This is a genomic window from Sorangium sp. So ce726 (assembly GCF_051521405.1).
Lineage (GTDB): Bacteria > Myxococcota_A > Polyangia > Polyangiales > Polyangiaceae > Sorangium.
Map to the genome: position 1 here is coordinate 12,364,584 of NZ_CP150349.1, position 24,195 is coordinate 12,388,778.

Here is a 24,195-nt window from a genome sequence, read left to right on the forward strand (position 1 = left end):
TCGGCTTCCGGTGGACTATCTGACGCCAATCTTCCGATGGTGGACAGCGCGCGTGCCGTTGCGGCGCGCTCTGACCGCTCCGGCGACGCCGGTCCTGCTTCTTCTGCAGCCGGGCGGGGCGACGTAGCCCAGGACCCGCGGCGCAACCAGCTCGTCGCCGGGCGGTACAAGCTCTCGCGGCTGGTGGGACGCGGCGCCATGGGCGAGGTGTGGCTCGCGCACGACAGGGCGCTGCGGATCGACGTCGCGCTCAAGCTCCTCACGGTCCAGCGCGAGAGCCAGGCTGGCAGCGCGCTGGAGCGCTTCCGGTTCGAGGCCCAGGTCGCGGCGCAGCTGGCGCAGAAGACGGACCACGTCGTCGCCGTGCACGACGTCGGCAACGACCCTGCCGTGGGTCCGTACCTCGTCATGGGCTACGTTCGAGGTCGGTCCCTGAGGCAGCTCATGCAGGAGCGGGGACCGATCTCCCCGGCGGAGCTCGCCCCGCTCCTCGGCCAGATCGGAGAGGCCCTCTCCGTCGCGCACGGCCTCGGCATCGTGCACCGCGACATCAAGCCGACGAACGTGCTGCTCGAGGAGGAGCGCAGCGGTGAGGTGCGCGCCAAGGTCGCGGATTTCGGCATCGCCAAGTGGATCCGAAAGGAGCTGCCGGCCGACTTCCCCCGTCGAACCATCGGCGGCGTGGTGCTGGGCACGCCGGCGTACCTGAGCCCGGAGCACGCATGCGACGGGGACACCAACCCGCACTCGGACATGTGGGCGCTCGCGGTCGTCTCGTACGAGGCCCTCACGGGCCGGCTGCCCTTCCCGGGCCACACGATGAGCGACGTGCTCGCCTCGATCCTGGCCAGCGCGCAACCGCCGCGGCCGGCGCTATGCCCGGAGGCGCCGCCAGCGCTCTCGGCCTGGTTCGCGCGCGCTTTCGCCCTGAATCCGACGGAGCGATTCGCCTCGATTGAGGCTATGGTCGCCGCCTACAGGGCCGCCGTCGGTCCGTCGGGGGCGGCGGTGCGCGCCGAGCGAGCCGAGCCCGCGCGCCGGGGCAAGCTGGGCCTCGCGGCCGGCCTCGTCGTCGCGCTTGGCGTTGTGCTGTCGACCGGCGTGCTGTGGGCGCAAGCCCAGGTCCCCGCCGCGCTGCGGGCGTCGAGCGTCGATGCGCGCGCTGCGTCCATCGTTCGCGCCGCGCAGGCGCGCGTCGCAGCGCAGCCGAGCCCACGCCCAGCAGCGAGGTCGGGTGACGCCGCGGCGGTGGGGGCCGCCGTCCCCGCGCCCGAGGAGACCTCCGTCCCCGCGCCCGAGGAGACCTCCGTCCCCGCGGCCGCGCCGCGCCCCCTCTCCGCGCAGGCCGCGCGCCCGGTCGACCCGCGTCCGGCGCCGCGGAGCGCTCGCATCCCCCGCGGTAACCCCGCGACCGGCGCGCGAAGCGTGCCCACCGAACGCGAGCTGCTCAGGACGCGTCACTGAGCGGTTGTTGCCAACCTTGTTTTGCCAATCAGCGCGTGAATGAAATCGGCGGGCCGGCGCACGCCTCAGGCCGCTCGATGATTGCGCCACGCGGGCAGGCTTGGCTGTCATCGTCTTGGCCAGACACAAGCTTGGCGCGCGGTGGCGCCCTGCTTGCATCAAGACGGCAGCGTCAGGTGCAGCCATGGCGCAAGAAGCCCCCAAGCCGGCCGAGAAGAGACGGCCAAAGCATGTACGCAGCCCCCTGAAAGACGTTGCGCCGAGCCGCCCCAGGGGACTGCCTGCGCACGATGATCGAGAGCAAGCGCCGAAGGCCGAGAAGGACCGCTCGCCCGCGCCGCCTGGCGAGCGATCGGCCCACGCGCCCCACGGGGTGCCTCGGCGTGAGCACGAACCGCGCGGCGGGCGCGACCGAACCGAGGGGCAACGCCGAAGCAGCGCCGAGCAGGCTCACGGTGTTCGTGAGCTCGCTCAGCAGCTTCGCGTCGATAGCCTCCGCTGCTCGACGATGGCCGGTTCCGGGCACCCGACCTCCAGCCTGTCGGCGGCCGATCTCATGGCGGTGCTCCTCCATGACTACCTCCGCTGGGACCTGAGCCATCCGGAGAACCCGAACAACGATCACGTGATCTTTTCAAAGGGCCATGCCTCCCCGCTGCTCTACGCGATGCTCAAGGCGGCGGGCGTCATCTCCGACGCGGAGTTCCTGTCGTATCGGCGCTTCGGGAGCCCGCTGGAGGGGCACCCGGTGCCGACGCTGCCCTGGGTCGACGTGGCGACCGGCTCCCTGGGTCAGGGGCTCCCCGTCGGCGTCGGGATCGCGCTCTCCGGGAAGTACCTCGAGAAGCTTCCCTACCGTGTCTGGGTGTTGCTCGGCGACAGCGAGATGTCCGAGGGATCCATCTGGGAGGCGTTCGACCACGCGCGCCACGCAGAGCTCGGCAACCTCATTGCCATCCTGGACATGAACCGTCTGGGGCAACGCGGACAGACACCCCTCGGTTGGGACTCCGCGGCCTATGCAGCGCGCGCCCGCGCGTTCGGCTGGCGTGCCCTGGAGATCGACGGCCACGATCCAGCCGCCATCTCCAGGGCCTACGCCGAAGCGCTCCGCGCCTCGGACGCGCCCGCGCTGATCGTCGCGCGCACGGTGAAGGGAAAGGGCGTGTCCCTCGTCGAGGACAAGGACGGCTGGCACGGAAAGGCGCTCGACAAGGCGCAGTGCGCGAAGGCGATCGAAGAGCTGGGAGGCCTGCGAGACATCGTCATCAAGCCAGAGGCGCCTGCGCCGGGTGCGCCTGCTCCGCGGCCCACCGCCGAGCCGCTGAGGCTTCCGAGCTACGAGCGCTCCACGGCCGTCGCGACGCGGAAAGCCTACGGCGATGCGCTCAAGGCGCTCGGCGCTGCGCGCGCGGAGATCGTCGCCGTGGACGCCGAGGTCAACAACTCGACCTTTGCCGAGGAGTTCGCGAAGGCTTATCCAGATCGCTATTTCGAGATGTTCATCAGCGAACAGCAGATGGTGGCCGCCGCCGTCGGGCTGAGCGTCCGGCGCTGGTCGCCCTTTGCGTCGACGTTCGCCGCTTTCCTCACCCGCGCCCATGATTTCCTTCGGATGGCCGCGGTGTCGAGGGCCAATATCCGCGTCTGCGGCTCGCACGCGGGCGTATCCATCGGCGAAGACGGTCCGTCGCAGATGGGGCTCGAGGATCTGGCCATGATGCGCGCCATCCACGGGAGCACCGTGCTCTATCCGTGCTGCGCCAACCAGGCCGCTCGGCTGGTCGCTGCCATGGCCGACCAGAAGGGCATCGTCTATCTCCGGACGACGCGCGAGAAGACGCCCATCCTGTACGATGCGACCGAAGCGTTCCCCATCGGCGGGAGCAAGGTGCTGCGCGAGACACCCCACGATCGCGTGACCATCATCGCTGCCGGCATCACCGTCCACGAAGCGTTGAAGGCCCACGCAGAGCTCGAGGCGAGCGGGCTCTCCGTTCGAGTCGTCGACGCGTATGGCATCAAGCCGATCGACGCCGCCGGCATCCGCGCGGCGGTGCAGGCCACGGCTGGAAACGCCGTCGTCGTCGAGGATCACTGGGCCGAGGGCGGCCTGGGCGACGCCGTGCTCGAGGCCCTGGCGGGCGAAGAGCCCGTCGTCGCGCGCGTCGTCCACCTCGCCGTGAGGGAGATGCCCGGCTCGGGCACCCCAGCCGAGCTCCTGCGTGCGGCGGGGCTGGATGCTTCCTCCATCGCTGGCGCAGCGAAGCGCCTCGTCTCCGACGCAGCGCGCGCCGCGGGCGTGGGCCACGGGGTCGATCCAGGAGGGCTCGGCCCTCCTCCTCGGTAGTCTGCGAGAAGTCCTCGCACCAGCGCCCGTGCGCGATAGGCCTGGCCTCGCGCGAGGCGAGCGCAAGTGCGCTGCGGATCGGTCGTCGGCTGATCGTGATACGCAGCTCGTCCCCGGTGACAGAGGCGTGCCCTGCGTCTCGCGATGACCCGCCACGGCACCCGCGCAGGTGCCGTGGCGGAGGCGTCGCACAAAAGAAAAAAAGAGCGCCCGTCCGACGGTGTGGGGGGGGAAACCGTCCCTCAGGCGCTCCGAGGTCAGGGCTATGCAGGAGCTGGGCCAGGAATCTCCTGACGCATGTCCGTGAATTTACGTAGGCGTCGTCCGGGTGAGGCTTTCGTTTCTGGTGTGGCGGATTTCGTTGCTGAAGCGCAGGGGGCCGGCGTCTCCCGCGAGCGATCGCGCGGTGGCGCTCGCCCGAGCGTCAGGCGAACGCTGCGCCTGGGCAGCCAGGCGAGCGCTGCGTTTAGGCAGGGCGGTGGGGCGTGCCGGCGATGGCTCCTACGCGGCGCGTCTTCGCCACGCGCCTCGCCTGCTGCCGGATGTGCTCCACGGCCTTCTCGAAGAAGGCCTCGGGGGAGGTCTTGCTGACGGTGATCTGCTCTCCGCCGATCAGGACGACGAGGAGGCCCCTGTCGGTCCTGCCCACCGCGAAGAAGTCGACCGTGAACGGCAGCTCCTCCTCGACAGTGAGGGACAGCTGGCACTTCAAGACCTCGCCGACGCCAGGCTGATTCTCGACGACGAACCGCTGCAGGAGCCCGTTGGCGTGGGTGTCTCCGGCGATCCGGTTGAGCGCCCACTTGTCCCTCGGCCAGGCCATGTGGTCACGGAGCTCGTATATCCACTGCAAGAGCTCCTCGGCGACCTGGCCGATCGCGGCCTTGGACGCCTCATAGGACAGCTTGATCTGCTCGTATTTCGTCATTGGGGCTCCATCGCTCTCCGGCGCGCACCCTCGAGGCTACCAGATCGCCGCGCCCCGCCGCACGCAGATCGGGCCTGTGGGCCTAGCCGCTGCCGCGTGCGTCGAGGGCTCGGTTCGTGGCGCGCCGGCCGGTCTTCGGGGCGCTCGAGCGGTCGGGCGGCGTCAGAAAACGGGGACCGCTCACGTCGGCGGCCGATCCATGACCACTGCGATTTCGCCCACGCCTCACCCGCAGCGTCGCGTACCGCTGCGCGCTCGAGGTCGCCGGGTTACCCAAGCGCGAAGCGCGGGCGCGAGCGCATCTATCTCCGCGAGCGGTCGATGCTCGAGATCGTCACGGGCTAGACCGGCTCACGGGTGTCGAGGGCGTCGAAGTAGTGCTCGGCCCACTCCGGCAATGGCGGCGCAGGGACCTGGCGGATCCAGGTCATCTGCTCCAGATATTCAGGGTGGTGTGGTAGAGACTCGATTCCGCCAGGTGGCCCGTCGTGCTGAAGGCACCAGCCGCCGAAGAGGCGGTCTTTCGATTCGAACTTCAGGTAAACATACCCCGCCGTCTTGGGGCCTTTCAGCCAGCGGAACCGGCCGAGAACGACATCACCGACCAGCTTGAGATTGTGGAACTCCCCGAGCCTGTTGAGATTGCCCTTGTAGCAGTAGGCGCCGCGAAGCTCGCCCCCATGAAGTCGCAGATAATAGCCGTTTCCGGACTCCTTGTTGTGCCAGGTGCCCTCAAGCACTCGCAGGTCCAGGACATCCGCAGGGTCCTTCGCCGTCGGCTCCGGCGCAGCCTTCGTGGCGGCCGCGAGCACCTGCCGGAAGCTCTCGGTCTGCGCTTCGAGCGCGACCCGGAGCGCCGCGATCTCCGACGTGACCGTTGAGGGGTCCGTCGCTTGCGCTACAGCGCTTCCGCGCTGTCTGCCGACGGCGTTCCTGATCAGCGTGCACACGGAGCCCATCGCGGCTTGGAGGTTGCCGTCGCCGCGCCGCGCGAACGTCGCGGCGGTGACTCCGGCGAGGTCGGTCGGGAGGCCTATCGGCTCGTCCCGACAGTACACGATGAAGGTGCGCTCCCGGCCCAGTGCGCCCATGAACAGCCCGAGTTCGAACAGGACGTTGTCGCGTGGGCTGTTCATCGCGTGGCTGCGCTTCTGCACCAGATCGTCGGGCGTGAGGACCAGCACCGCGAAGTCGAACTCTCGGATGGCGGCACATAGGCTCTCCAGCGTGCCCCCGGAGAGGCCGAACACGCCCTGCGACCAGACCGTGCAGTCCGCGTCGAAGTCCATCCCGAGCTGGATGTGCTCGGCGACGCGGAGCCCTTCCACCGACGAGCCGATGAAGATGCGTGGTCTGGTGCTCAACGACTACTCTCCCTCGAAAGCCCTCAGCGTACTTGCCTCGCACGTTCCTGACAAGACGCGTGCCGTCCCCTCGAGCCCAGAGGCCCTCTCTCGCCTCGGGCCGCACGCTCAGGCATATTGCTGCAGCAGCGCGCCGCGCATCGGGTTGTCGCATGCCTTCACGGCAGCGCGGAGCGCGTCCCTGTCGACCGGCACTCGGTGGAGGCTGACGTTGACCGCGCCGCCGCGCGCCTCCACGATCGCGTACTCGGCGTGGTGCAGCAGCGTGGGCGGCCCGCCGTTCGCGTACTCCTTGAACGGCATCCCGACGCTCCCCGGGTTCAGGAGGAGCGTGCCGCGGTGCTGCCGGAGCATCTGGAGGTGCGTGTGCCCCCCGGCCATCACCGTCGCAGCGTGGCCCGCGAGGCGGCGATCGAGCTCCTCCGGCGGGGTGTTCGCGAGGAGATCCTCCATGTGAGACCGGGGCGAGCCGTGGAACACGAGGAGCGTCGCGTGAGCGTCGAGCGGGATCTCGAGGCGCGCCTGGAACGTGCGCAGGAAGGCGAGCTCGTCGTTCGACAGCCGATCACGGCACCAGTCGACTGCGTCGACGACGATGGGGGCCTCGGTGTAGGTGCGGATCAGCTCCGGATCCAGCATGAACTCGTCGTGGTTCCCGAGGATGCACGGGCACCCGAGCTCCTGCAGCATGTCCAGGATGGCCGAAGGCCGCGGCCCCAGCGTCGCGACGTCTCCGAGGCAGATCACCTGATCGACGCCCGTCGCCTGGATGCTGGCCAGCACGGCCCTGAGCGCCACTTCATTGCCGTGGATGTCGGATATCAGCGCGATCCGCATGGCAGGACCCCCCCTTCGGCGGCCATCGAGACGTTGGAGCGGCTCTCGGCGCCTCGCGGCGTCCGATCGGCGGACTTGCGACGATAGACCATGTCCGCCGGCGCCTCCAGCCCCTCGCGGCCGGGCGAGGCGCGAGGCGGCGCGGTGGCGCGACGGCTGGGGGCGATGGACACGCGCGTCCCAACGGCGAAGTCTCCTTCTCCCGCGCGCCGGTGCCCGCCCCGGCGGCCAGCGCCGCTCGAGCTTCCACGCAAGGGACTGCCCGCCCGATCACGGTGCGCGGCGGAGCGCGCCGCGCTGCCAGACGTACCGGCCGCGGGTGCTGCAGATACGCCGGTAGGCGGCGCGCGCGCGCTGCCAGGAGGCGCTGTTCCAGTGGGAGGGGCCCGGGAGGGGCCTGTTCGCGGTGATCGAGGGGTGGTCGCACGTGGGAGTCGTCCTGGCCGGCTCCTCGAATCGGACCGCGTCCCCCTCGACGCGGACATCGAGCGCGACGGAGCAGGGGATCGGCGTATCCGGCCCGCAGTCGTCGAGCATCGCGCTGGTGGGCACGTCGAGCGCAGCCCGGAGCGCGCCGCCTCTGCGGCCCGACAAGACCCCTGTCACGAGCGCCTCCCTCGCTCAGGGCTCGAACTTGACCGCGACCGGCGATGGCTGGTCGCCGACCCCCTGGCCCACGCCGAGCTGCCCCTCGGCGTTCTCGCCCCAGCAGAGGATCTCGCCGGTCGCCTTCAGCGCGCATGTGTGCTGGTAGCCCCCGGCGAGCTGCGCCACGCCGTCGATGGGCACGTCGACTGGCTGCGTGGACAGCATCCCGTCGCCGTTGCCCAGGTAGGCGACTCCCCACATCTTGAGCGCCCGCGCGTCGCCGGACACCGCGCCGCTCCGCTCGCGGCCCACGTCGATGCGCGCCGCGCGCGGCACAGCGACGAGCGTGGGCTCCGGCACGGGCCCGTAGCGATTGGCGCCCACCGCGCCGTTGTAGTCGTTGCCAAAACAGTAGACCTCAGCGCCTTTGCGCGCGCATGTATGCCGGTCGCCCGCGGCCACCTCGTCGACGCCTGCTGCGAGCGGGGCGAGGACGTTCACCGGAGAGGGCGAGCTCGTCTGCCCGCCGTTGCCGAGCTGTCCATCGAAGTTTCTGCCCCAGCAGAGCACGCCCCCGTCGGAGGCCTTGATGGCGCAGGTGTGATCCTGGCCTGCCGCGACCTGCCGGATATCGCTCCGGACGAGGACCGGCGTCGCATAACCCGACTGCTCCGCCGCGCCATTGCCGATCTGCCCTTCCTCGTCGGATCCCCAGCAGTACAGCTCATCGCCCGTCTTCACGGCGCACGAGTGCGCCGCGCCCAGCGAGATCTGCACGACGTTGATGAGGCTCGTCACCCGCGTCGGTCCGACGGAATCGAGGTAAGAACCGTTGCCGATCTGCCCGCGCCGGCCGTGTCCCCAGCAGATGACCGTCGTATCCTCCATCACCGCGCAGGAGTGCGCAGGGGCATTGTCGTCCCCGCGCGCGTATCCGCCGCCCGCGGCCACGTGGATCGCCTTGCCGGGCAGCGACACCCGCGCGGGCCAGGGCACGCTCGGCTGATCCACCGGCGCTCCGGCCTCCCCGAACGTGTTCCTCCCCCAGCACCAGACGCTGCCGTCCCCTCGCAGCACGCAGGTGTGGGCGAACCCGGCCGAGATCTCGACCGGGTCGTTGCAGAAGGCCCCCTCGGCCCCGTCCACGCACTCCATCGCGCAGCGTCGGTCGCAGGCGCCGCAGTGCTGGGGATCGCCCGCGCTCGTCTCGCAGCCCGGCGCCGCCGCGTCGCAGTCGAGAAAGCCGGCGTCGCACGCGAGGCCGCAGACGCCGTCCTCGCACGTGGGCGCCGCGTTCTCCCCGGCGGGGCAGTCCTTCGGCGAGGTGCACGTGACGCCCTGGCCGCCGGCGCCGCCCTGGCCGCCAGCGCCGCCCTGGCCGCTGGCCCCACCCTCGCCGCCGGCGCCGGTGCCGCCGTGGCCAGCGCCGCCGCCCTGACCGCCTCCGGCCGCCGCGAAATTGCGCTCGGAGGGCGAGCAGCCGGCGCAGAGCGCGATTGCGAGGAATCCCAGCGCGGTCATCGGCAGGCGAAGCCTGTGCATGATCGAAGCTCCCGAAGCGGCAGGTGTCCCGGAGCAGCAAGTTGCTCCTTGGTCAGCTTTTTACGCTGCCGCTCTCCGCGCGGAAAGCCGCTCCCGCCGGCGGGCGCGGTGGTCCGGTCCTGCTGGCGTGGGCGCCTGGCGCCGGCTCGATGTGCTCTCGGTGCGGGGCGCGGCGCTCGCCGTGCGCTGCTGGGACCTGCTCCGGCGGCCGACATGAAGTAACCTTTCCCTCCAGCGCGGATCGACGCGGTGCGCCGCGCCCGCGCCACGCCGAGAGCCCCCTTCGAGATGAGATGCAGCGCATGAGCGCCGACGGCCGGGATCCCGGCGCCGCGGCCCCCTTCGACTGGAACCGCGCCGAGCCGGCGCCCGGGGAGCGCCCCCTGCGCCCCGGCGGGCAGCTATCGCCCTTCGGCTCCGGCGGGCTGCGGCCGCCTGCCGGTGGCCAGCAGCCGCCCCGCGGTGGGCAGCAGCCGCCCCCCGGCGGGCGGCTGGCCGACGCGTGGAGCGACGCGCGCGCCGGCGGCGAGGTCTGGCTGCCCTTCGGCCGGGGAGCCCGGCCGGTCGAGGTGCTCGACGAGACGCTGCGCGACGGCATCCAGGGCGTCTCCACCGTGAACCCGTCGCGCGCGCGCAAGATCGAGCTCCTCCATGCGATGGCGAGCGTCGGCGTCGACGTCGTGAACCTCGGCATGCCGGCGACCGGGCCGCGGCAGTTCGACGACGCGTGCCTGCTCGTCCGGGAGATCGTCGCGTCCCGCCTGCCGCTCGGCCTGACCGCGGCCGCGCGCACCCTCGCCGCGGACGTCGAGGAGGTCGCTCGCGTGGCCGAGCGCACCGGGGCGCCGATCATGGTCTACGCGTTCATCGGGAGCTCGCCGATCCGGCTCTTCGTCGAGGGGTGGGGGCCTGATTTCCTGGCCCGCAGCGTCGACGAGGCCGGGCGGGCGGCCGCGGCGGCTGGCCTGCCCTTCTGCCTCGTCGCGGAGGACGCGACCCGCTCGCCGCCCGACATGCTCCGCACGCTCTTCCGCGCCGCCGTCGACGCCGGCGCGGCGCGCCTCTGCCTGTGCGACACGACAGGCCACGTCACCCCGCCGGGGGTCGAGGCGCTCGTCGCGTTCGCCCGGCGCGAGCTAGGCGCGCTGGGGGCGACCGGGATCGAGCTCGACTGGCACGGCCACAACGATCGCGGGCTCGGCCTCGCGGCCGCGCTCTGGGCGGTGGCGAGCGGCGTCGAGCGGGTCCACGCCACGGCGCTGGGCGTCGGGGAGCGGACGGGCAACACCTGCCTCGAGCTGCTCGTCGACAACCTCGGCCGCCTCGGCGCGCGCCCCCCGGTGCCGCGCGAGCGCCTCGCCGCGTACTGCGCGGCCGCGTCGCGCGCGCTCGCCTGGCCCGTCGCGCCGGACCATCCGATCGCGGGGGCGCTCAGCCGCCGGGGGTGACGTTGCCCCCGCCGCCGACGCGCGCCAGGGCGGCGCGGACGATGGGCGCCGCGGGCGTGAGCGCGTCCGCGAGCTCGCCGACGCGGGCTGCTGCGCGCTCGGCGCGGGCCCACGCCGACGAGAAGCCGAGCGTGCCCGGCGGATGGGCCTCGGCGAGGGCGATCGCTTGCCGGAGGTCGTCGCCGACCGCGGCGATGGCGTGGAGATCTGCCACGCTGGCCTCGCGGGAGCGCGCCTCGGCGTAGAGCGCGCGCACGATGCCGAGCAGGTCGCGGGCGGCCTCCAGCGGGAAGGGGTCGTGGCGGATCGAGAGCACGCCGGCTGCAGATCACGGGGGCCGGGCAGGGGCGTCAAGCCGGGGGATGCGTGTGCGATGCGGTTTGAAACTTGCAGCCGAAGGCCGTCATGAACCACAGCACGCATGAGCTCGCAAAGACGGACATTCCCGGCGACGACGAGGATGCCCCGCTGCCGCCGAACCCGGGGGATCCGGGGCCGGAGCAGCCGGAGCCGCCGTCGCCCGATCCGACGGAGGACCCGCGCTTCCCGCCGCTGGGCGACTTTCCGCGCGGGGTTTGAGGCGAGGGGACGGATGCGCCTGGTCGCGTGAGGAGTATGAAATAAGCTCGGACAGGCCGCAATAACTGGTTCTCTCATCAACTCTCGTCAAACCGTTCAGCGACGCCAAAATTTCTCAGGTCACACGCAGGCCCGCAATGGCCGTCGCCGGACGGAGCCCTGCCGAACGGCCGCGAGATGGCCATCATCCAGGCGGCGTGCGGTGCCATAAGCCAGTCGGCTCGGTAACACTTGTGCCAACGCGCCACTCGATCGCGCCAGGTGCTTCTGCTCTCGTCCATCGACACCTCCGGGTTTTACGCAGCGTTCGGGCCCCAGGACAGCATGCTGGTCGCCGAACGGACACTGCACCGTCGTGGCACGTAAGCACGCCCTCGGTCACGGCGAGTGAGCCCTCTCGCGCGGTGAGTGAGCCCTCTCGCGGCCGGCCGCCCGCCCGCGCTTCCAGACCGGGGCGTCCCACCGCCCGAATCGCTTCCGGGCGCTCAGAACCCCGCCGGAGGTTATGCTCGCCCGGCCCAGGGTGCCGCGCGGCGCCCTGACGTCGCGCCTGCGGCTTAATGCCCAGGCACGCCCACAGGGGGCCATCAATTAACATGCTCGGCGGAGCATAAGTCAGCGTGAGCGTCAACACCCCTCTGCGCATCACCACTGAGCGGCGGCCGCAGCACTCACCTTGGTAGTGGCACAGATTTTGCGTGGCCCATATAGGGCGCATGTGAGAGTCAGAGATCATGAGCGGGCTGACCCACAAGTAGTGCGGCCATTCTCAGGGAAGCGCCCGCCCAGGCCGACCGTGGCGTACCGAGCGCCCTCCGCTCACGGCAGCGAAGACGCGGCAAAAAGGCTCGACGCCAGCTCCGGCCAGTCCTACACAGGGCTGTGCCCCGTCGACACATCACTGTGCCGCTACGCGCCGCGCTCGAGCACTGTGCGCGAATACAATGCATCCGTCCGGGCTTCGAGGCTACCTCGGTGACGGAGGCTGCCTCGTCCGTCGTCGGCCTCCATTCCGCGAGGATCCCAAGCGCGTTTTTTTCAGCGCACGCCCGGGTCGTCGATTTCGCACCATCGGACCTCTATGATGCACTCTATGCCTCGCACCAGCTGTTCAAGCTTCGATGCATGCGCGGCACACTTCATATCGTGCCCCTAGCCTTTGCGCCGGTCGTGCACGCAGCAACGCTGCGTGCACGACTCGGCCCCAGCAAGGCGGCTCTTCGATATCTTGGTATAAAACCTCGCCATCTCGCACGCGCGAAGGATAGACTCATCGAGGCCCTCAGCGACGGGCCTAAATCACCAAAATTTCTTTGCGCCTACTTAGCAGGATACGAGACGACCGCAGCACGCACAATCATCAAATATCTATGGGAAAACGGCACCTTATGTTACGTCAACACAAGCGAGACCTGGGAAGGAGAATCCAGGAAGTTTGCCCTTACCAGGACGCAATATCCATCGCTTTGCCTGAATGCAATGAGCGAAACGAGCGCCACTGCCGCCCTGGTGATGTCGCATATCTCCGCTTTTGGACCCGTATCCGTAGAGGACGTCGTCTGGTGGTGCGGCATGTCGAAGCGACGAGTGATGGACGTTATATCCCAAGCAAAAAGCGATCTCACCTACCTGACGGTACCTGGTATCGGCGATAGCCTCTTACTGTCCACCAAGCACGTAGACTCACTGCGCGATCGAAGTGCTCTTGCGGAGCCGTGGGTGCGGGTACTGGCACACGAAGACCCGTCTCTGAAAGGGTATTTCAGCACTAGAAATCGCTACGCGAGTGCGCGTACTGCGGCACGGCTTTTCAATGCTATCGGTGAAGCGCGGGCGAGTGTCGTAGTCAACGGACGGGTCGTGGCGCTGTGGTCGTGGGACCGTCAAGCTCGGCACGCACGTCCTCAGTTCATCGGGAGTGCGTCGGCGACATGCCATCGGATGGTCGTACAAGAGTGTGAGCGAGTGGCGGAGCGGTTCCGACACCGAGAGATCTTTCACCAGCAGTGCAGTACATCAGCTTGAGCACTTGACCAAGGACGACGTCTGGTGTCGCGGTCGCATCGACGGCGTGCCAAGTTTCCGTACTGAGCTTCGTCAACTCGGCAGCCACAAGGCGCTGGAAGTCTACGAACGTGGTCTCAGTGGGCGTAGACTGCGAGTTAGCTTCTGTCTGCTTGTACGCCTGCCTTCTCGATGCCGCCAGTTGTGGATCAATGCGCATCCATACGACCAGATCCGGAGTCGATAGCCCCGAAAACAGAGACTCCACCGGCTCGGCTCCCATTGCACGAAATCGAGCGATGTACTTATAGACCCACTGGTCCGTGATAACCACCTTCCCAGCTCGAAGCGCCGGGCGAACCACAAATTGGTCAAAGAGTTGATACCAAGAAGCCATCAACAGGATGAGATGACGCTCACCCAGGCGCCGGACCTCCACATCTTGGGGGTAGTCCCACAACATCTCTGCAAGTGCCGTCGAACGTTGAGCTGCGAGCGAGTCGCTGGGTTTCGTGTTTCGGGACACGAACACCACATCCACGCCGTGGTCGCGCAGACACGCAGCGGCACGCGTCCCTATGGTGCTCTTCCCTGATCCATCAATACCTTCCAAGCAGATGAAGTAACCAGCGGAGGAATTATTGGAACTATTATTCGTTTTCATGCGACAATTCGTAAACTTCTCGTTGTTGGTCCAACGACGGTAGCCTCTTTGCGTTGCATTGCTACCCACGCAGACGGTCTCGCAAATAGGCGGCTCTGCTCTTGCCAGAGGTCTTGTGGGAGCTCATTGGCATTGAATCGCGATGGCCATCGATCCTCGACGTATTCACGTAGCCTGAGATAGGCCGCTGTGAGACGGGCGAAGTCATGCTCATCGCCCCACCAGTGATGATGGTTGTGATGAATATGAAACTTCCCCCAGTCGCCATCCCAATCTTGGCTGTGCGGGGTGCCGCGGATCCCAAGATTCAAAGCATTATTGTACACAAAAGTTCCAGGCAAAGGTACGAAGCGAAACAGGGAAACGCGCTCTATCCACCTACCAACAACGTCGAGCAATCGCATTGTCTCCTCAGTGGAAACCTCATCTTCTCCGGGGTATCCGTGGACAAGAAACACCTTGTTCTTGATACCAGCTGCGTGCGACTCCCGCAACGCAAAATTCACCTGTTCGATAGTGGCGCGTTTCTCCATAGCGTCGAGAATTCGCTGACTGCCGGACTCCACTCCGAACTCGAGTTCATAACAGCCAGACGAGCGCATGGCGCTCAGAATTACTGGGTCTACCCTGTCGACACGAGATAACGTAGCCCATTGAAGATTGAGATCTTGTATCGCTCCGCAGATATCGTTCACGTTGGTCTTGCTTAAGATGAAATCGTTCCCGACCACCGCAAAACCTTGTATTCCGTACTTTTCGATTAGGTGAATTAATTCCTTTCGCACGTTTGCTCCGGTCCGATACTGGGCCGTCGTCTGCGCTGACGCGCAGTACCGGCACGGGAATGGGCAGCCACGTCCCGGCATGATATGAGTCATGCGCATCGACGTGTTCGACATGCGATCGTTCATTATGAAGTCAGATTCCGGAATCAGGTGCCGCGCTGGAAACTGGAAGCGGTCCACGTTTCGCGAGATCCGTCGCTCTTTGCTCTTCTTGATGTTCCCGGCTTCCCAATAACAGACTCCATCAATTCCGCTAAAATCTCTGGATTCGTATCGACCCAACATCTCAAGGATAGTGTCTTCGCCTTCCCCGAAAGCAACGGCTGCTGGCTCCAAATCGGCAAGCGTCTGCTCGGGTAGCAACGTGGCGTGGACGCCCCCAGCAATGATCATCGCTCGGTCCGAGAACTGGCTGCGTAGCTTACACTCAACAAACAAGTTGAACGTAGCGGACGCTGAGATGCTGAATGCAACGACGTCGAAATCGCGAAAGTCGTACTCGATTTGGTTGGGAGAGATCTTGAACACGCGCACCTCGTGCCCGGCTTCCTCGAGTGTTGCTGCGATATAAAGTGCTCCGAAAGGAGGGAACTCCCTTCGAAGCTCACGATAGCGAGCCATGTCGAGCACTTCCGGATAAACAACGGCGACGCGCATGGTTCACTCCTTAATGCGGATTTAAGAATCCGCGCGCTTCGAATGTGATCAAGTTGTGAGCAACAAGGGCTGAAATGGTTGCGTCATCGAGCTCTGGAAAATCCGATGCAAGGGCAGCTCCGATCTCCTCAACGGAGGTCACACCGTCAAGTCTGTCCCAGACTCGTTCACTAAACGCGTCTATACGGAGAACTTCTGTAAGGTGAATGAGGTAGACTGCTTCCCCGTCCCATCGCTTTCGAACGTAAAAAGCCCGTCTAAGTTGCATGGGGTGCTCTTCCGGGTGGCGTTCTAACCTTCATCTGGGCGCTCTCCACTAGATCGGACGAAAAGCGAAGCGCGTCTTCGACGTAAGTTGCTATTCCGAGTTCGTCCTCTGGAATATGGCTTTCAAACTGCCAGAGCTGCTGTAATGTACGGCTGACCTCCGGTTCGTTTGAGGAAAGGAGCTCAAGCTTTCTGATCCGAAATTTCGTTTTATCATTCGTAACGCCGTTGACGTAGAGCACTGCATCTACGGAGAACTGAACAGCCTCTCGGGCGCGAAGCGCTGCAGAACGCAGGTGTCCAGCACGCAGCATCCCGACTGCGTCGTCAAATGCGTCGTCCGCCCGTCGTATGGCCGTATCCATCAGGAATCTGGAGAACCTCTTCCGGTCGAACAATTTGCCGAGTAAGTCAAAATTTAATTGATGACGTAGAGGCACACCCACGAACAATCTGTGAACAAATTCAGTCTCCCAATAATTAAGAAAATGAAGATTGTTACGCTGTGGATCATCGACAGGAAGGTCGGATAGCTTAGAGGCGAGTCGCTTAATGTCTTCAAGCGGCCAGAGCTCAACGTCGAAACGAACCCCGCTCTCGACAAAGGCGTAGACGCCGTGGTCCGATCCCCGTCGCGTGAGGGCCACGTCCCCTAGCTCTCCTTGCATTGCCACGAATATGTCCACATCCGAGCTCGTGTTTCCGAGACCCTCAACGAGGGAACCCGAAATCCACGCCGTATGCACGTCGACCGGAAGCTCAAGCCGATCCAGCACTGCGAGCGAAGCCGAGACAAGCTCGGCCTCGCTCATTTCGTTCGTGGACAGGTACATCCGTCACGCCATGATCAGCGCCGGAGAAAACCGTCCCTTCATGTCCTCGGGAATTCCCATCAACCTTGCTTCGTCACGAGGAATACCGACCACTCCGAGTTCTTGCGGGACGTATTGAACGTCGATATTCAACGCGGAGGCCAGCTCCGAGCGTTGCTGATCAGTGAGAGTAATCTTGGTCGTGATTGACTGGCGCTTGATCATATGCGTTTCTCCTTGGTTGTCGCCGCTTTTCGCGGGATGGGTGAATGTACGTGCCGCTCGGTTTCAACGTCAAGCCTGAACGACGTGCGCGCATGGGTCGATTGCAGAACGAGACAGCCAGGCGTGCACTCACGAGCGCCCGTTTCGTTGTGGACGTATAGTGCGCCGGGTAAACCGGCAGGAAGAAGAGGATGGAAAAGCCTTACATCGAAGGAGTAGCGACCCACGATGGCCCCGAGTCATGCGTCGGCGCCCGCAAGGGCGACGGCGAAGCGTTGACAGGGGTACGCACGGGCAGGGTATTGGGCCGCGAAATCAAGCAGTTCGGCGTGCTGACGCTGTTATCCGAAGCGGAAGGCAACACGACGGGCGCCGTGAACGCGAGGCGCTGGTCGGCCCCGCGCGGTCGGAGACCCCTAGCACGTGCGGAATCTTCCTGCGCGAGAACCGGGAGATCCCCTGGCTGCCCGCCGCGGATGGTGCGACGGGCCGCATCGGGAAGGCCAGAGGCCAGAAGCCGATAATGGACGGCCAGGGGAAGTCGGACGGGCCCGTAGTACCTGCGAAGCCGCCGAACAACGCCGGGCGACCCGCTGCGGATGTGGTGGAGGGAAGGGGCCCGACCGAGGGGAACACGGACCAGCAAAACGCGCCCCGGACGCAGTGCCGGACAAGCGCGCCAAGTGCGCTGGGTCGTGTACGTCAAGCAGCCGCTGTTGACGCTCAGGCTGGCTGATGGTCCGTCGAGCAGGCCGCTTGATGGCCATCGCGGGCGTGCGTGGTTGCGGTCAAGGAGAGCGATGGCCATCGCTCGGACGCGCGCGCCGCAGGGCGGCTCGCCATGGCCATCGTCGTTCGTGGCCGTCGGCACCGGCGAGGTGTTCCTTCGCCAGCACCAAGGGGGCGCCCGCCATGTCGGTCAGCGTCAGCTGACGTCCGTACCCAGGTCGCCGACGATGCGTGCCATCACGTCACGCTCGACGAGCTTTTTCTTCCGTCGTGCCGCCGTAATCACGGGGCTGCCCAGCCAGGCGCCTGGGATGAACACGTCGGCCCGGTTCTCGGCCGGGTTGTCGGTGACCACCGCCTCGACGAGGTTCAGCGCGGGCCGCTCCGGCAGCTCGATGCCCGCAGCGAAGATGCGGCGGACGCCGGAGAACAGCGTGTCAATCCAGCGAGCAGGCCTTGCTCGACCAGCTCGAACGCGCGTGGCGACGGCGAGCTACGTCCGCACCTCCTTCAGCGGAGGCTCTTCCGCAACTGCTTTCGCCCGCGGCGCAGCCGTTTGTTCGTCGCCTGGATGGGCACCAAGCTCTGCTGCGATCTCCTCAGCGGTATTGCCCACGGCGGTGCCCGCGAGCACGGCCCGGCGCTCGGGCTTGAGCCGCTCCAGGCAACGAAGCGCCATCCGCTTGTCCACCTGGCCGAAGGGCGGCGGTGCATGCCTCGCTATCCCTGGAGCCGCGAACGCCGCAAGCTCCCTGTACCACCGGTATAGGCGCTCCCGGTAATGGAAGATGTGGTGCCAAGTAACAGCGAAGAGCCAGCTCTGCAGAGCCTGCTTCGGCGGCACCTCCGGACGGGGCAAAAAGCCTCCACCTTCCACGCTGCGCCAGGCGGACAGGAAGATCTCCTGCATGAGGTCCGGCTGATCGCGAGCGGGTACGGCGAACTGGCGCAACACGGCATGGATCATCCTTGAGTGCCGCATGTTGGCCTCGAAGGGAACGTGCACTGCCGGGGGCGCACCCATCTCGACTCGACGTGACGTGCGCCTACGCTCCGCCACGGCTTCCTTGCGTGTCATGGACGTGCTCATTCTCCTGGCCCGGCGCAGGGAGGATCTCGGCCTGACGTCGCTCAAGAACGCCGGCGCTTCCACCGCTGGCTATCTGTCGCCAGGGCCGCCGCCGATTCAGCGAAGTTGCATCAGCAGCGCCTCGCGCTCCCGGGCCAGCTGACCCCGAGGGAACTCCATGGCGTGCATGTCGAGCAGGCGTCGCGCCTCGACGTCAGCCCTGGCGTTGTAGGCTTCGATGGCCTTGCGCGCCTGGAAGATCAGGTCCTTCTCGCGCTCGCTCGCGACCGGGCGTGCGGCGCGGACGAGCGGCGAGGAACGCGCAACTGCTGCGGCCGGCGAAGCGGGCTTGCCGTTCATCGCGGCCGGTGCATGCTCGCCGGGTGCTGGGATGCCCTGCACCACGAGCGAGGCCGTGGCGACCGCACCGCGTGCGTCTGGCCGCTCGAGGGGCGGCGCGGTGTGCTGCTGCGGGGGCGTGGCCGCACCGGCGTGGATCGCTGCTGGCCGTAACCACGGGGTCGTACTGGCCGAGCCTGACGAGCGTGGAGCTGTCGCGACGACGGCGCCCGTCAGCACGACGAGCGCAGCCTGCGCGAGGACCTTTGCCCCAACCTTCTGCAGGTGCAGCGCGGTCGTCCACGACGGGCGACGGAACAGGCCGAACGCCACAGGGACGCAGGGCTCCTTGTCCCAGCCCCGGAATTCTTGCTGCGCCGTCCAGCGCCGCTTCGCCTCGTCCAGCTGCTCGCGTGCCCTGCGGTGCTGGCTCTTCACGGTGTCCAGCTTGAGCCCCAGCTCGGCGGCGATCTCGGCGAGCGACTTCTCCTCGAGCTCGTGCTTGACCAAGAGGTCGCGGTACGTGGGGTCGACCTGCTCGATCAGGTCGCGCATGACTGCTTCCCGCTGCTGCCTCCGGAGCAAGGCTTCCGGGCTCGGTTGGTCCCCGCGGAAGTCGTGCTCGTCGAACGGGGTCAGGACCTCACCCCGACGGCTCGCGTCCCGTAGGTGCGTGCGGGCGAGGTTCAGGGCGATGGTGACGGAGTACGGCGCTGGATCCACGCCCGTCTCGAGCCGCCCTCTCGCCTCCCAGTCCCGTAGGAGCGCTTCCTGCGCGAGGTCCTCGGCGTGTCGCGCGGGGACACCGACCCGCCTGATGAGGCGGCGAAAGAGCTCGAAGTGGGGGGGAGTTCGTGCTGGCTTGCCCACAGCTGGTAGCACCCCTGAGCTGGTCGGAAGGGTTCAATAAAGAGCAGGGTCGGTCAACTTTGGTAGGATAATGTACGCTTTATGATGTGCGTACCTGGGCAGCTCCACTGCTCGGCGGGGCGACGAGCTCCTTTGCGTCGTCGGGCCGATCTTTGCCTGGAAAAAGGTCGGTTTCCTGCGAATTGGTCGAGGTTGACGCCGCGCGTCCGGCGTAAGTACGGTCCGCGCATGCGTGACGTTGCGCCTTCGCTGCTGTTCTGCCTGATGATTGGCGCCGCAACCAGCTACACGAGCTCGGCCAGCGCCGAGGACATCTACTCGACGCCGGAGCAAGTCGGCAACTCGACGGAGAAGGACCTTATTCGCCGCGCACAGAGGGCCCGCGACGCAGGGCGGTGGACCGAGGCTCATGCGGCCTACAAGGCGGCCTTCGAGGCCGCAGACCCGGCGTCGAGCACGGAGCAGGCGCGCGCGGAGATCGCCGGAGAGCTCGGCCTGTGTGAGCTCGAGCTGCGCAAGTACCGTGACGCTGCGGAGCATCTGGCCTGGAGCCTGGATCAGCGCAACGTCCTTCCCCTTCAACTACAGCTTCGGTTTGAGGCCGGTCAGCGCAAGGCAGCTCCGCACGTCGCGACCCTCTACCTGTCCGTCGACCCGCCCGATGCCGAGGTGCTCATCGACGGCAAGCCCATCAGCGCGCCTGCACGGACCTACAGGCTATTCTTGGAGCCCGGTCAGCACATGGTGCGGGCCCGGTTGGCGGGCCATGAGGAGGCGTTCGCGTCGTTCGATACGCAGGCCGGGAAGCCGACGACCATCTCGCTGCAGGTACCGCGCGCCGCAGCACCAGGGGCTCCTTCGAATGAAACCTCGATGCGGAGCTCAGCGCCACCGGCGCAGGCGTCGTCTTCCGTGGCGCCGTCCTCCACGACGTCGAAGCTGCGCATCGCTGGCGCGGTCGTGGCGGGAGTGACGATGGTGGCCGGCGGCGGGTTCCTGATCTGGAGTGCGAACACCGAGGATGAGCTCCACGACCAAGCTACCGCCCTGCGTGGCGCGGACAACGATGCGAGCCGATGTGCCCGCCCCGATGCACCGCGCGCGTGCTCGGAGCTGCGCGACCTGCAAGAGAAGCGGGATCTTCTGAAGACAGCCGGATGGGTGACCCTGGCGTCGGCCGGCGCGATCGGCGCCCTGACGCTCGTGTCTCTGCTCGTGGACCGAAGCTCGCCGCTCAGCGATGGGGTGCGTGTTGTGCCCACGGTGAGCGGGCAGCACGCGGGGATGATACTGGCCGGTGAATGGTGACGAACTTGGAGCTCGGGAGCATGGATAACTCATCGAAAGGTCGGCGCGGGGTGGCTACCTTGGTGCCTATCGCGCTCGGATGCGGAATCGCGGCGATCGTGTGCGGATGTTCCTCCGGGCCTGACCCTAAGGAGCCCATATGCGACGACGATCCCACGCTGGGGTCTCCGCAAGATGGGTGCGGCCTCTTCGTCAGCGCAAGTCTCGGCGACGACGCGAATCCAGGAACGCGCGCAGCACCGCTGAGAACACTGCGCAAGGCCCTCGAGCTCGTCGAGGAGGGCGGTCACCCCCACCATGTCTACGCTTGCGCTGAAACCTTCGACGAACGTATCTGGTTCTACGACACGAGTATCTGGGGTGGGTTCGACTGCACGAACGGCTGGCAGCACCTCGGTGCCGATGCGAAGACCGTCATCGCCCCGAATCAGCCCGAGCGTGAAGTCGTGACGTTCGGAGGGCGGGAAATCACGCTCGCGAACCTGCGGATCGTGGCGCCCGATGGTAACGAGATGGACCGAACAGAAGCGTGCTCGATCGGAATCGTCGCTATTCGCGATGAGGCCGAGCTCAAGCTCGTTGCGAGCGAAGTCATCACAGGACGGGGCGCGATGCCGGGCGGCAACTCGATCGGGATCTATCTCACCGCTGGCAGCGAGCTCGAGGTGATCGACAGCCTCATCGCCGCAGGTGACGGAGCCGACGGTGAGCCCGGAGCTCCCGCGGAGGACGCAGCGGCGGCCGATGGGCGGCCTGGACACGCGGGAGCCGACGCGTGCACGGTCGATGACGTGACTGCAACCCGCGAGGTCACGACGGCGTGTGACGACGAAACCTCGGTCAGCGGCCAAGGCGGCCCCGGTCTGCCCGATGAGGGCTTCAACGCAGGTTATGGGGAGCCGCTGCCCGACCCGAACCCGACGGGCGCCGGCACTGGGGGTGTCGGTCAGCAGGGAAGCATGGCGTGCACCGACGGCCAGCGCGGCCTCGACGGTGCCGCGGGTGTGCACGGTCAGGGGGCAAGGCTTCCTGGCGTTGTGGGATGGGTCCGCACGCTGGGCAAGGGGCGGGACGGGACGCTCGGACGCCCGGGTCAGGGCGGCGGCGGTGGTGGCGGTTCGCGCGGCGGTGCGACCGCGTGTGGTGCCGGGCCGGTCGGGGGGGCGTTCGGCGGCTCGGGCGGTTCCGGCGGTTGTGGCGGCAAGCAGGGAACGGCCGGTTTCGCCGGAGGGGTGAGCGCTGGCATCGTCACAAGAGGTTCGAAGGTCACCATCCGCGGATCGACCCTTCAGACCGGCCGCGGTGGTCGGGGTGGCGCGGGAGGGGCGGGACTGCCAGGAGGAAGCGGAGCTCCCGGCGGTGAGGGAGGCGGAGGCGTGCCCGGGGCGCTCGCGGGATGCCGCGGAGGCGATGGTGGCAACGGGGGGCCCGGGGGTGGCGCAGGCGGCGGGCTCGGCGGTCATTCGGTAGCCATCGCGTACCTGGAGACCGCGGAGGTTACGCGCGAGAACGTCCAGGCGACGTTTCTCCTTGGAACTGCTGGGGAGGGAGGGGACGGCGGCGATCCGAATGTCACGGAGAGCCAGGGCGACGATGGCGTGGCGGCCGAGTTCCTGCCGTTTGCGGCCATTGATCCGAACGACCCAGACTCTCATGAGCTGCAGTAGGGGGCGCGCCATGTGGGAAGAGATGACGAGATGGGAATCGGGCTTTCGCGCGCTGGGTGCTCGGCCTTTGCTGTTCGGAGTCGCTTTGTTCAGCGGGAGCGCGGCGCTCGGATGCGGCAGCGAATCGGGTGTGTGGGAACGCTGCGAGGAGACCCTCACATGCGCGCCGGTGGAGCCATGCAACGCGGATCCCGGCAACGCCGATCGTCCGGTCGACTGCGAGGGCGTGTATGTGGCAGACAACGGCAATGATGCTACGCCTGGCACGCCGAATCTGCCGGTAAAAACGTTTGCGCGGGCGTTCGAGCTTGCCCGCGAGCGTGGCATGCGGGTGTACGCATGCGCCGACACATTCTCTGTCGAAGTCCGTGTGCCGGCAGGAATGGAGGTGTGGGGAGGGCTCGACTGCCGCGGTCTGCCAAGTCATTGGCCGTTGCATCCACTCGGCGAGCTCACCACGATTGCACCAGGTCCGAACCGGATTCCGCTCACCGTCGTGGACCAGGCGGCGGAGCCCTCGCCCGAGGCCGACGTGATCACGACGTTGACGAGAATCCGTATGATCGCACAAGATGCCACCGTGCCGGGCGGCGCTTCCATTGCCATGCGCGCCCTGCCGGGAGTGACGGTACAGCTGCGCTTGAGCGAGCTCGTAGCCGGGGACGGCGCAGATGGAGCTCCTGGTGCGGATGGCGGCATCAATGCATCACAAGAGGGGGCACCGGGGAATCCAGGAGCGTTGGCGTGCTCTGCCGATACGGTGACGGGAGGGGCGCGAGTCACAACCTCGTGTGACGACGGCATCTCGTCGGGGGGGGATGGGTGGTATCGGCACAAACGATGATGGTGGCGACGGCGAAAGTGGTTCCCCTCTGCCAATCACGAATCCAATGAGCCACGGTATGGGTGGAGCTGGGCAAGGCATCCTGTCGTGCACAGAGGGGAGGGGTGGCCTGGCGGGGGATGACGGCGCGAACGGGAACGGCGCATCAGGGCCGGGTCGGGTCACAGACACGGGGCTGGAAGGTGGCGCAGGCGAAGATGGCCAGGCAGGGCAGCACGGTTACGGGGGCGGCGGTGGAGGCGGCTCGCGTGGCGGCTCAGCGCACTGCGGCGCAGGCGCGGCACAGGGCGGCGCTTCTGGCGGTTCCGGCGGTGCTGGCGGCTGCGGCGGCAAGCCCGGAAAGGGCGGCGGTCCAGGCGGATCCAGCATCGGGATTCTGTCTTACCACGCCAGCGTCCGCGTAAGTAAAACCAGCATCATCACGGGTCGTGGCGGAAACGGTGGACGAGGCGGGGACGGCCAGTACGGCGGCGTGGGTGGGTACGGGGGCACTGGCGGGAGTAACAGAGCTGGATCGCAGCCAGGCTGCCGTGGCGGCGATGGCGGGAAGGGCGGCAACGGGGGCCGGGGCGGTGGAGGCCACGGAGGACACTCACTCGCGGTGGCACATACCGTCGACCAGGGCCCTGACGTCGAGCCCGACTCTCCGATCAAGTTCGGCATCCCTGGTGACGGCGGAGGTGCCGGCGATCTCAACGCGAACTCGGGCAAGCCCGGTTCCGCAGCCGTCTCGATGGGCTTCCAGGAGTAGAGACGCGACGCTCCCAAGGCGCCGGCCCGCCGGCCCGGTATCTTGATCCGCCCCATCGCCGACCTCGGGGGAGAGCGCCTCGTTGCCGCTACCGTCCAGCCTGA

Annotated in this window: 23 protein-coding genes; 9 read left to right on the plus strand and 14 right to left on the minus strand. The window is 67.2% G+C overall.

Going from position 1 to position 24,195, the window contains the following annotated elements:
• The first annotated feature begins 36 nt into the window (after nucleotides 1-36).
• Nucleotides 37-1,464, plus strand: coding sequence for a protein kinase domain-containing protein (locus tag WME79_RS46145; protein ID WP_437528578.1), 1,428 nt, complete (start codon nucleotides 37-39; stop codon nucleotides 1,462-1,464).
• Nucleotides 1,465-1,837: 373 nt separating this feature from the next.
• A complete protein-coding gene (locus tag WME79_RS46150) occupies nucleotides 1,838-3,814 on the plus strand; it encodes a transketolase (RefSeq protein ID WP_437528580.1) in 1,977 nt (658 codons plus the stop codon).
• 466 nt (nucleotides 3,815-4,280) lie between these two features.
• Here WME79_RS46150 and WME79_RS46155 read toward each other — a convergent pair whose 3' ends face one another.
• From WME79_RS46155 to WME79_RS46175, 5 genes are all read right to left on the minus strand, one after another.
• Nucleotides 4,281-4,742, minus strand: coding sequence for a hypothetical protein (locus tag WME79_RS46155; protein WP_437528582.1), 462 nt, complete (start codon nucleotides 4,740-4,742; stop codon nucleotides 4,281-4,283).
• A gap of 341 nt (nucleotides 4,743-5,083) precedes the next feature.
• Complete coding sequence (locus WME79_RS46160) at nucleotides 5,084-6,106, minus strand: TIR domain-containing protein (protein ID WP_437528584.1); 1,023 nt, start codon at nucleotides 6,104-6,106, stop codon at nucleotides 5,084-5,086.
• A 108-nt stretch (nucleotides 6,107-6,214) separates the two neighbouring features.
• Nucleotides 6,215-6,943, minus strand: a complete 729-nt coding sequence (locus WME79_RS46165) for a metallophosphoesterase family protein (protein WP_437528586.1) — start codon at nucleotides 6,941-6,943, stop codon at nucleotides 6,215-6,217.
• Nucleotides 6,944-7,213: 270 nt separating this feature from the next.
• Complete coding sequence (locus WME79_RS46170; RefSeq protein WP_437528588.1) at nucleotides 7,214-7,549, minus strand: hypothetical protein; 336 nt, start codon at nucleotides 7,547-7,549, stop codon at nucleotides 7,214-7,216.
• 15 nt (nucleotides 7,550-7,564) lie between these two features.
• Nucleotides 7,565-9,073, minus strand: coding sequence for a hypothetical protein (locus WME79_RS46175; protein ID WP_437528590.1), 1,509 nt, complete (start codon nucleotides 9,071-9,073; stop codon nucleotides 7,565-7,567).
• Nucleotides 9,074-9,375: 302 nt separating this feature from the next.
• On the opposite strand from WME79_RS46175, the gene WME79_RS46180 reads away from it, so the two are divergent.
• Nucleotides 9,376-10,521 carry a 2-isopropylmalate synthase gene (locus WME79_RS46180; protein ID WP_437528592.1) on the plus strand — a complete coding sequence of 382 codons (1,146 nt, stop codon included), beginning with the start codon at nucleotides 9,376-9,378 and terminating at the stop codon, nucleotides 10,519-10,521.
• Here the strand turns inward: WME79_RS46180 and WME79_RS46185 are convergent.
• Entirely contained in the window at nucleotides 10,505-10,837 is a 333-nt protein-coding gene (locus WME79_RS46185; RefSeq protein WP_437528594.1) for a hypothetical protein, read from the minus strand. The genes WME79_RS46180 and WME79_RS46185 overlap by 17 nt on opposite strands.
• A gap of 89 nt (nucleotides 10,838-10,926) precedes the next feature.
• Between WME79_RS46185 and WME79_RS46190 the strand changes: the two genes are divergently transcribed.
• Nucleotides 10,927-11,100, plus strand: a complete 174-nt coding sequence (locus tag WME79_RS46190; RefSeq protein WP_157907316.1) for a hypothetical protein — start codon at nucleotides 10,927-10,929, stop codon at nucleotides 11,098-11,100.
• A 975-nt stretch (nucleotides 11,101-12,075) separates the two neighbouring features.
• Nucleotides 12,076-13,125, plus strand: coding sequence for a DNA glycosylase AlkZ-like family protein (locus WME79_RS46195; protein ID WP_437528596.1), 1,050 nt, complete (start codon nucleotides 12,076-12,078; stop codon nucleotides 13,123-13,125).
• Here WME79_RS46195 and WME79_RS46200 read toward each other — a convergent pair.
• From WME79_RS46200 to WME79_RS46235, 8 genes are all read right to left on the minus strand, one after another.
• Nucleotides 13,010-13,768: a dTMP kinase gene (locus tag WME79_RS46200; RefSeq protein ID WP_437528598.1), complete on the minus strand. Its 759-nt coding sequence runs from the start codon at nucleotides 13,766-13,768 to the stop codon at nucleotides 13,010-13,012. The two genes, WME79_RS46195 and WME79_RS46200, sit on opposite strands and share 116 nt — an antisense overlap.
• Complete coding sequence (locus tag WME79_RS46205; RefSeq protein ID WP_437528599.1) at nucleotides 13,765-15,210, minus strand: B12-binding domain-containing radical SAM protein; 1,446 nt, start codon at nucleotides 15,208-15,210, stop codon at nucleotides 13,765-13,767. The genes WME79_RS46200 and WME79_RS46205 overlap by 4 nt, the downstream gene beginning before the upstream one ends.
• 10 nt (nucleotides 15,211-15,220) lie before the next feature.
• Nucleotides 15,221-15,478: a PqqD family peptide modification chaperone gene (locus WME79_RS46210; protein WP_437528601.1), complete on the minus strand. Its 258-nt coding sequence runs from the start codon at nucleotides 15,476-15,478 to the stop codon at nucleotides 15,221-15,223.
• A complete protein-coding gene (locus tag WME79_RS46215; protein WP_437528603.1) occupies nucleotides 15,468-16,310 on the minus strand; it encodes a HEPN domain-containing protein in 843 nt (280 codons plus the stop codon). The genes WME79_RS46210 and WME79_RS46215 overlap by 11 nt, the downstream gene beginning before the upstream one ends.
• Before the next feature lie 3 nt (nucleotides 16,311-16,313).
• Nucleotides 16,314-16,514 (minus strand): hypothetical protein, encoded by a 201-nt coding sequence (locus tag WME79_RS46220; protein WP_437528604.1) that lies wholly within the window; start codon nucleotides 16,512-16,514, stop codon nucleotides 16,314-16,316.
• A gap of 925 nt (nucleotides 16,515-17,439) precedes the next feature.
• A complete protein-coding gene (locus WME79_RS46225; protein ID WP_437528605.1) occupies nucleotides 17,440-17,598 on the minus strand; it encodes a hypothetical protein in 159 nt (52 codons plus the stop codon).
• Nucleotides 17,599-17,736: 138 nt separating this feature from the next.
• Nucleotides 17,737-18,321 (minus strand): sigma-70 family RNA polymerase sigma factor, encoded by a 585-nt coding sequence (locus tag WME79_RS46230; RefSeq protein ID WP_437528607.1) that lies wholly within the window; start codon nucleotides 18,319-18,321, stop codon nucleotides 17,737-17,739.
• A gap of 108 nt (nucleotides 18,322-18,429) precedes the next feature.
• A complete protein-coding gene (locus tag WME79_RS46235) occupies nucleotides 18,430-19,521 on the minus strand; it encodes a sigma-70 family RNA polymerase sigma factor (RefSeq protein WP_437540074.1) in 1,092 nt (363 codons plus the stop codon).
• A gap of 228 nt (nucleotides 19,522-19,749) precedes the next feature.
• On the opposite strand from WME79_RS46235, the gene WME79_RS46240 reads away from it, so the two are divergent.
• The 4 genes from WME79_RS46240 to WME79_RS46255 all read left to right on the plus strand — a co-directional run bounded on the left by WME79_RS46240 (nucleotide 19,750) and on the right by WME79_RS46255 (nucleotide 24,091).
• Nucleotides 19,750-20,829 (plus strand): hypothetical protein, encoded by a 1,080-nt coding sequence (locus WME79_RS46240; protein ID WP_437528609.1) that lies wholly within the window; start codon nucleotides 19,750-19,752, stop codon nucleotides 20,827-20,829.
• Nucleotides 20,830-20,849: 20 nt separating this feature from the next.
• Nucleotides 20,850-22,496, plus strand: a complete 1,647-nt coding sequence (locus WME79_RS46245) for a hypothetical protein (protein ID WP_437528611.1) — start codon at nucleotides 20,850-20,852, stop codon at nucleotides 22,494-22,496.
• Nucleotides 22,497-22,506: 10 nt separating this feature from the next.
• Nucleotides 22,507-23,340 carry a hypothetical protein gene (locus WME79_RS46250; RefSeq protein ID WP_437528613.1) on the plus strand — a complete coding sequence of 278 codons (834 nt, stop codon included), beginning with the start codon at nucleotides 22,507-22,509 and terminating at the stop codon, nucleotides 23,338-23,340.
• Between the two features lie 601 nt (nucleotides 23,341-23,941).
• Nucleotides 23,942-24,091: a hypothetical protein gene (locus tag WME79_RS46255; RefSeq protein ID WP_437528615.1), complete on the plus strand. Its 150-nt coding sequence runs from the start codon at nucleotides 23,942-23,944 to the stop codon at nucleotides 24,089-24,091.
• Nucleotides 24,092-24,195: the final 104 nt, after the last annotated feature.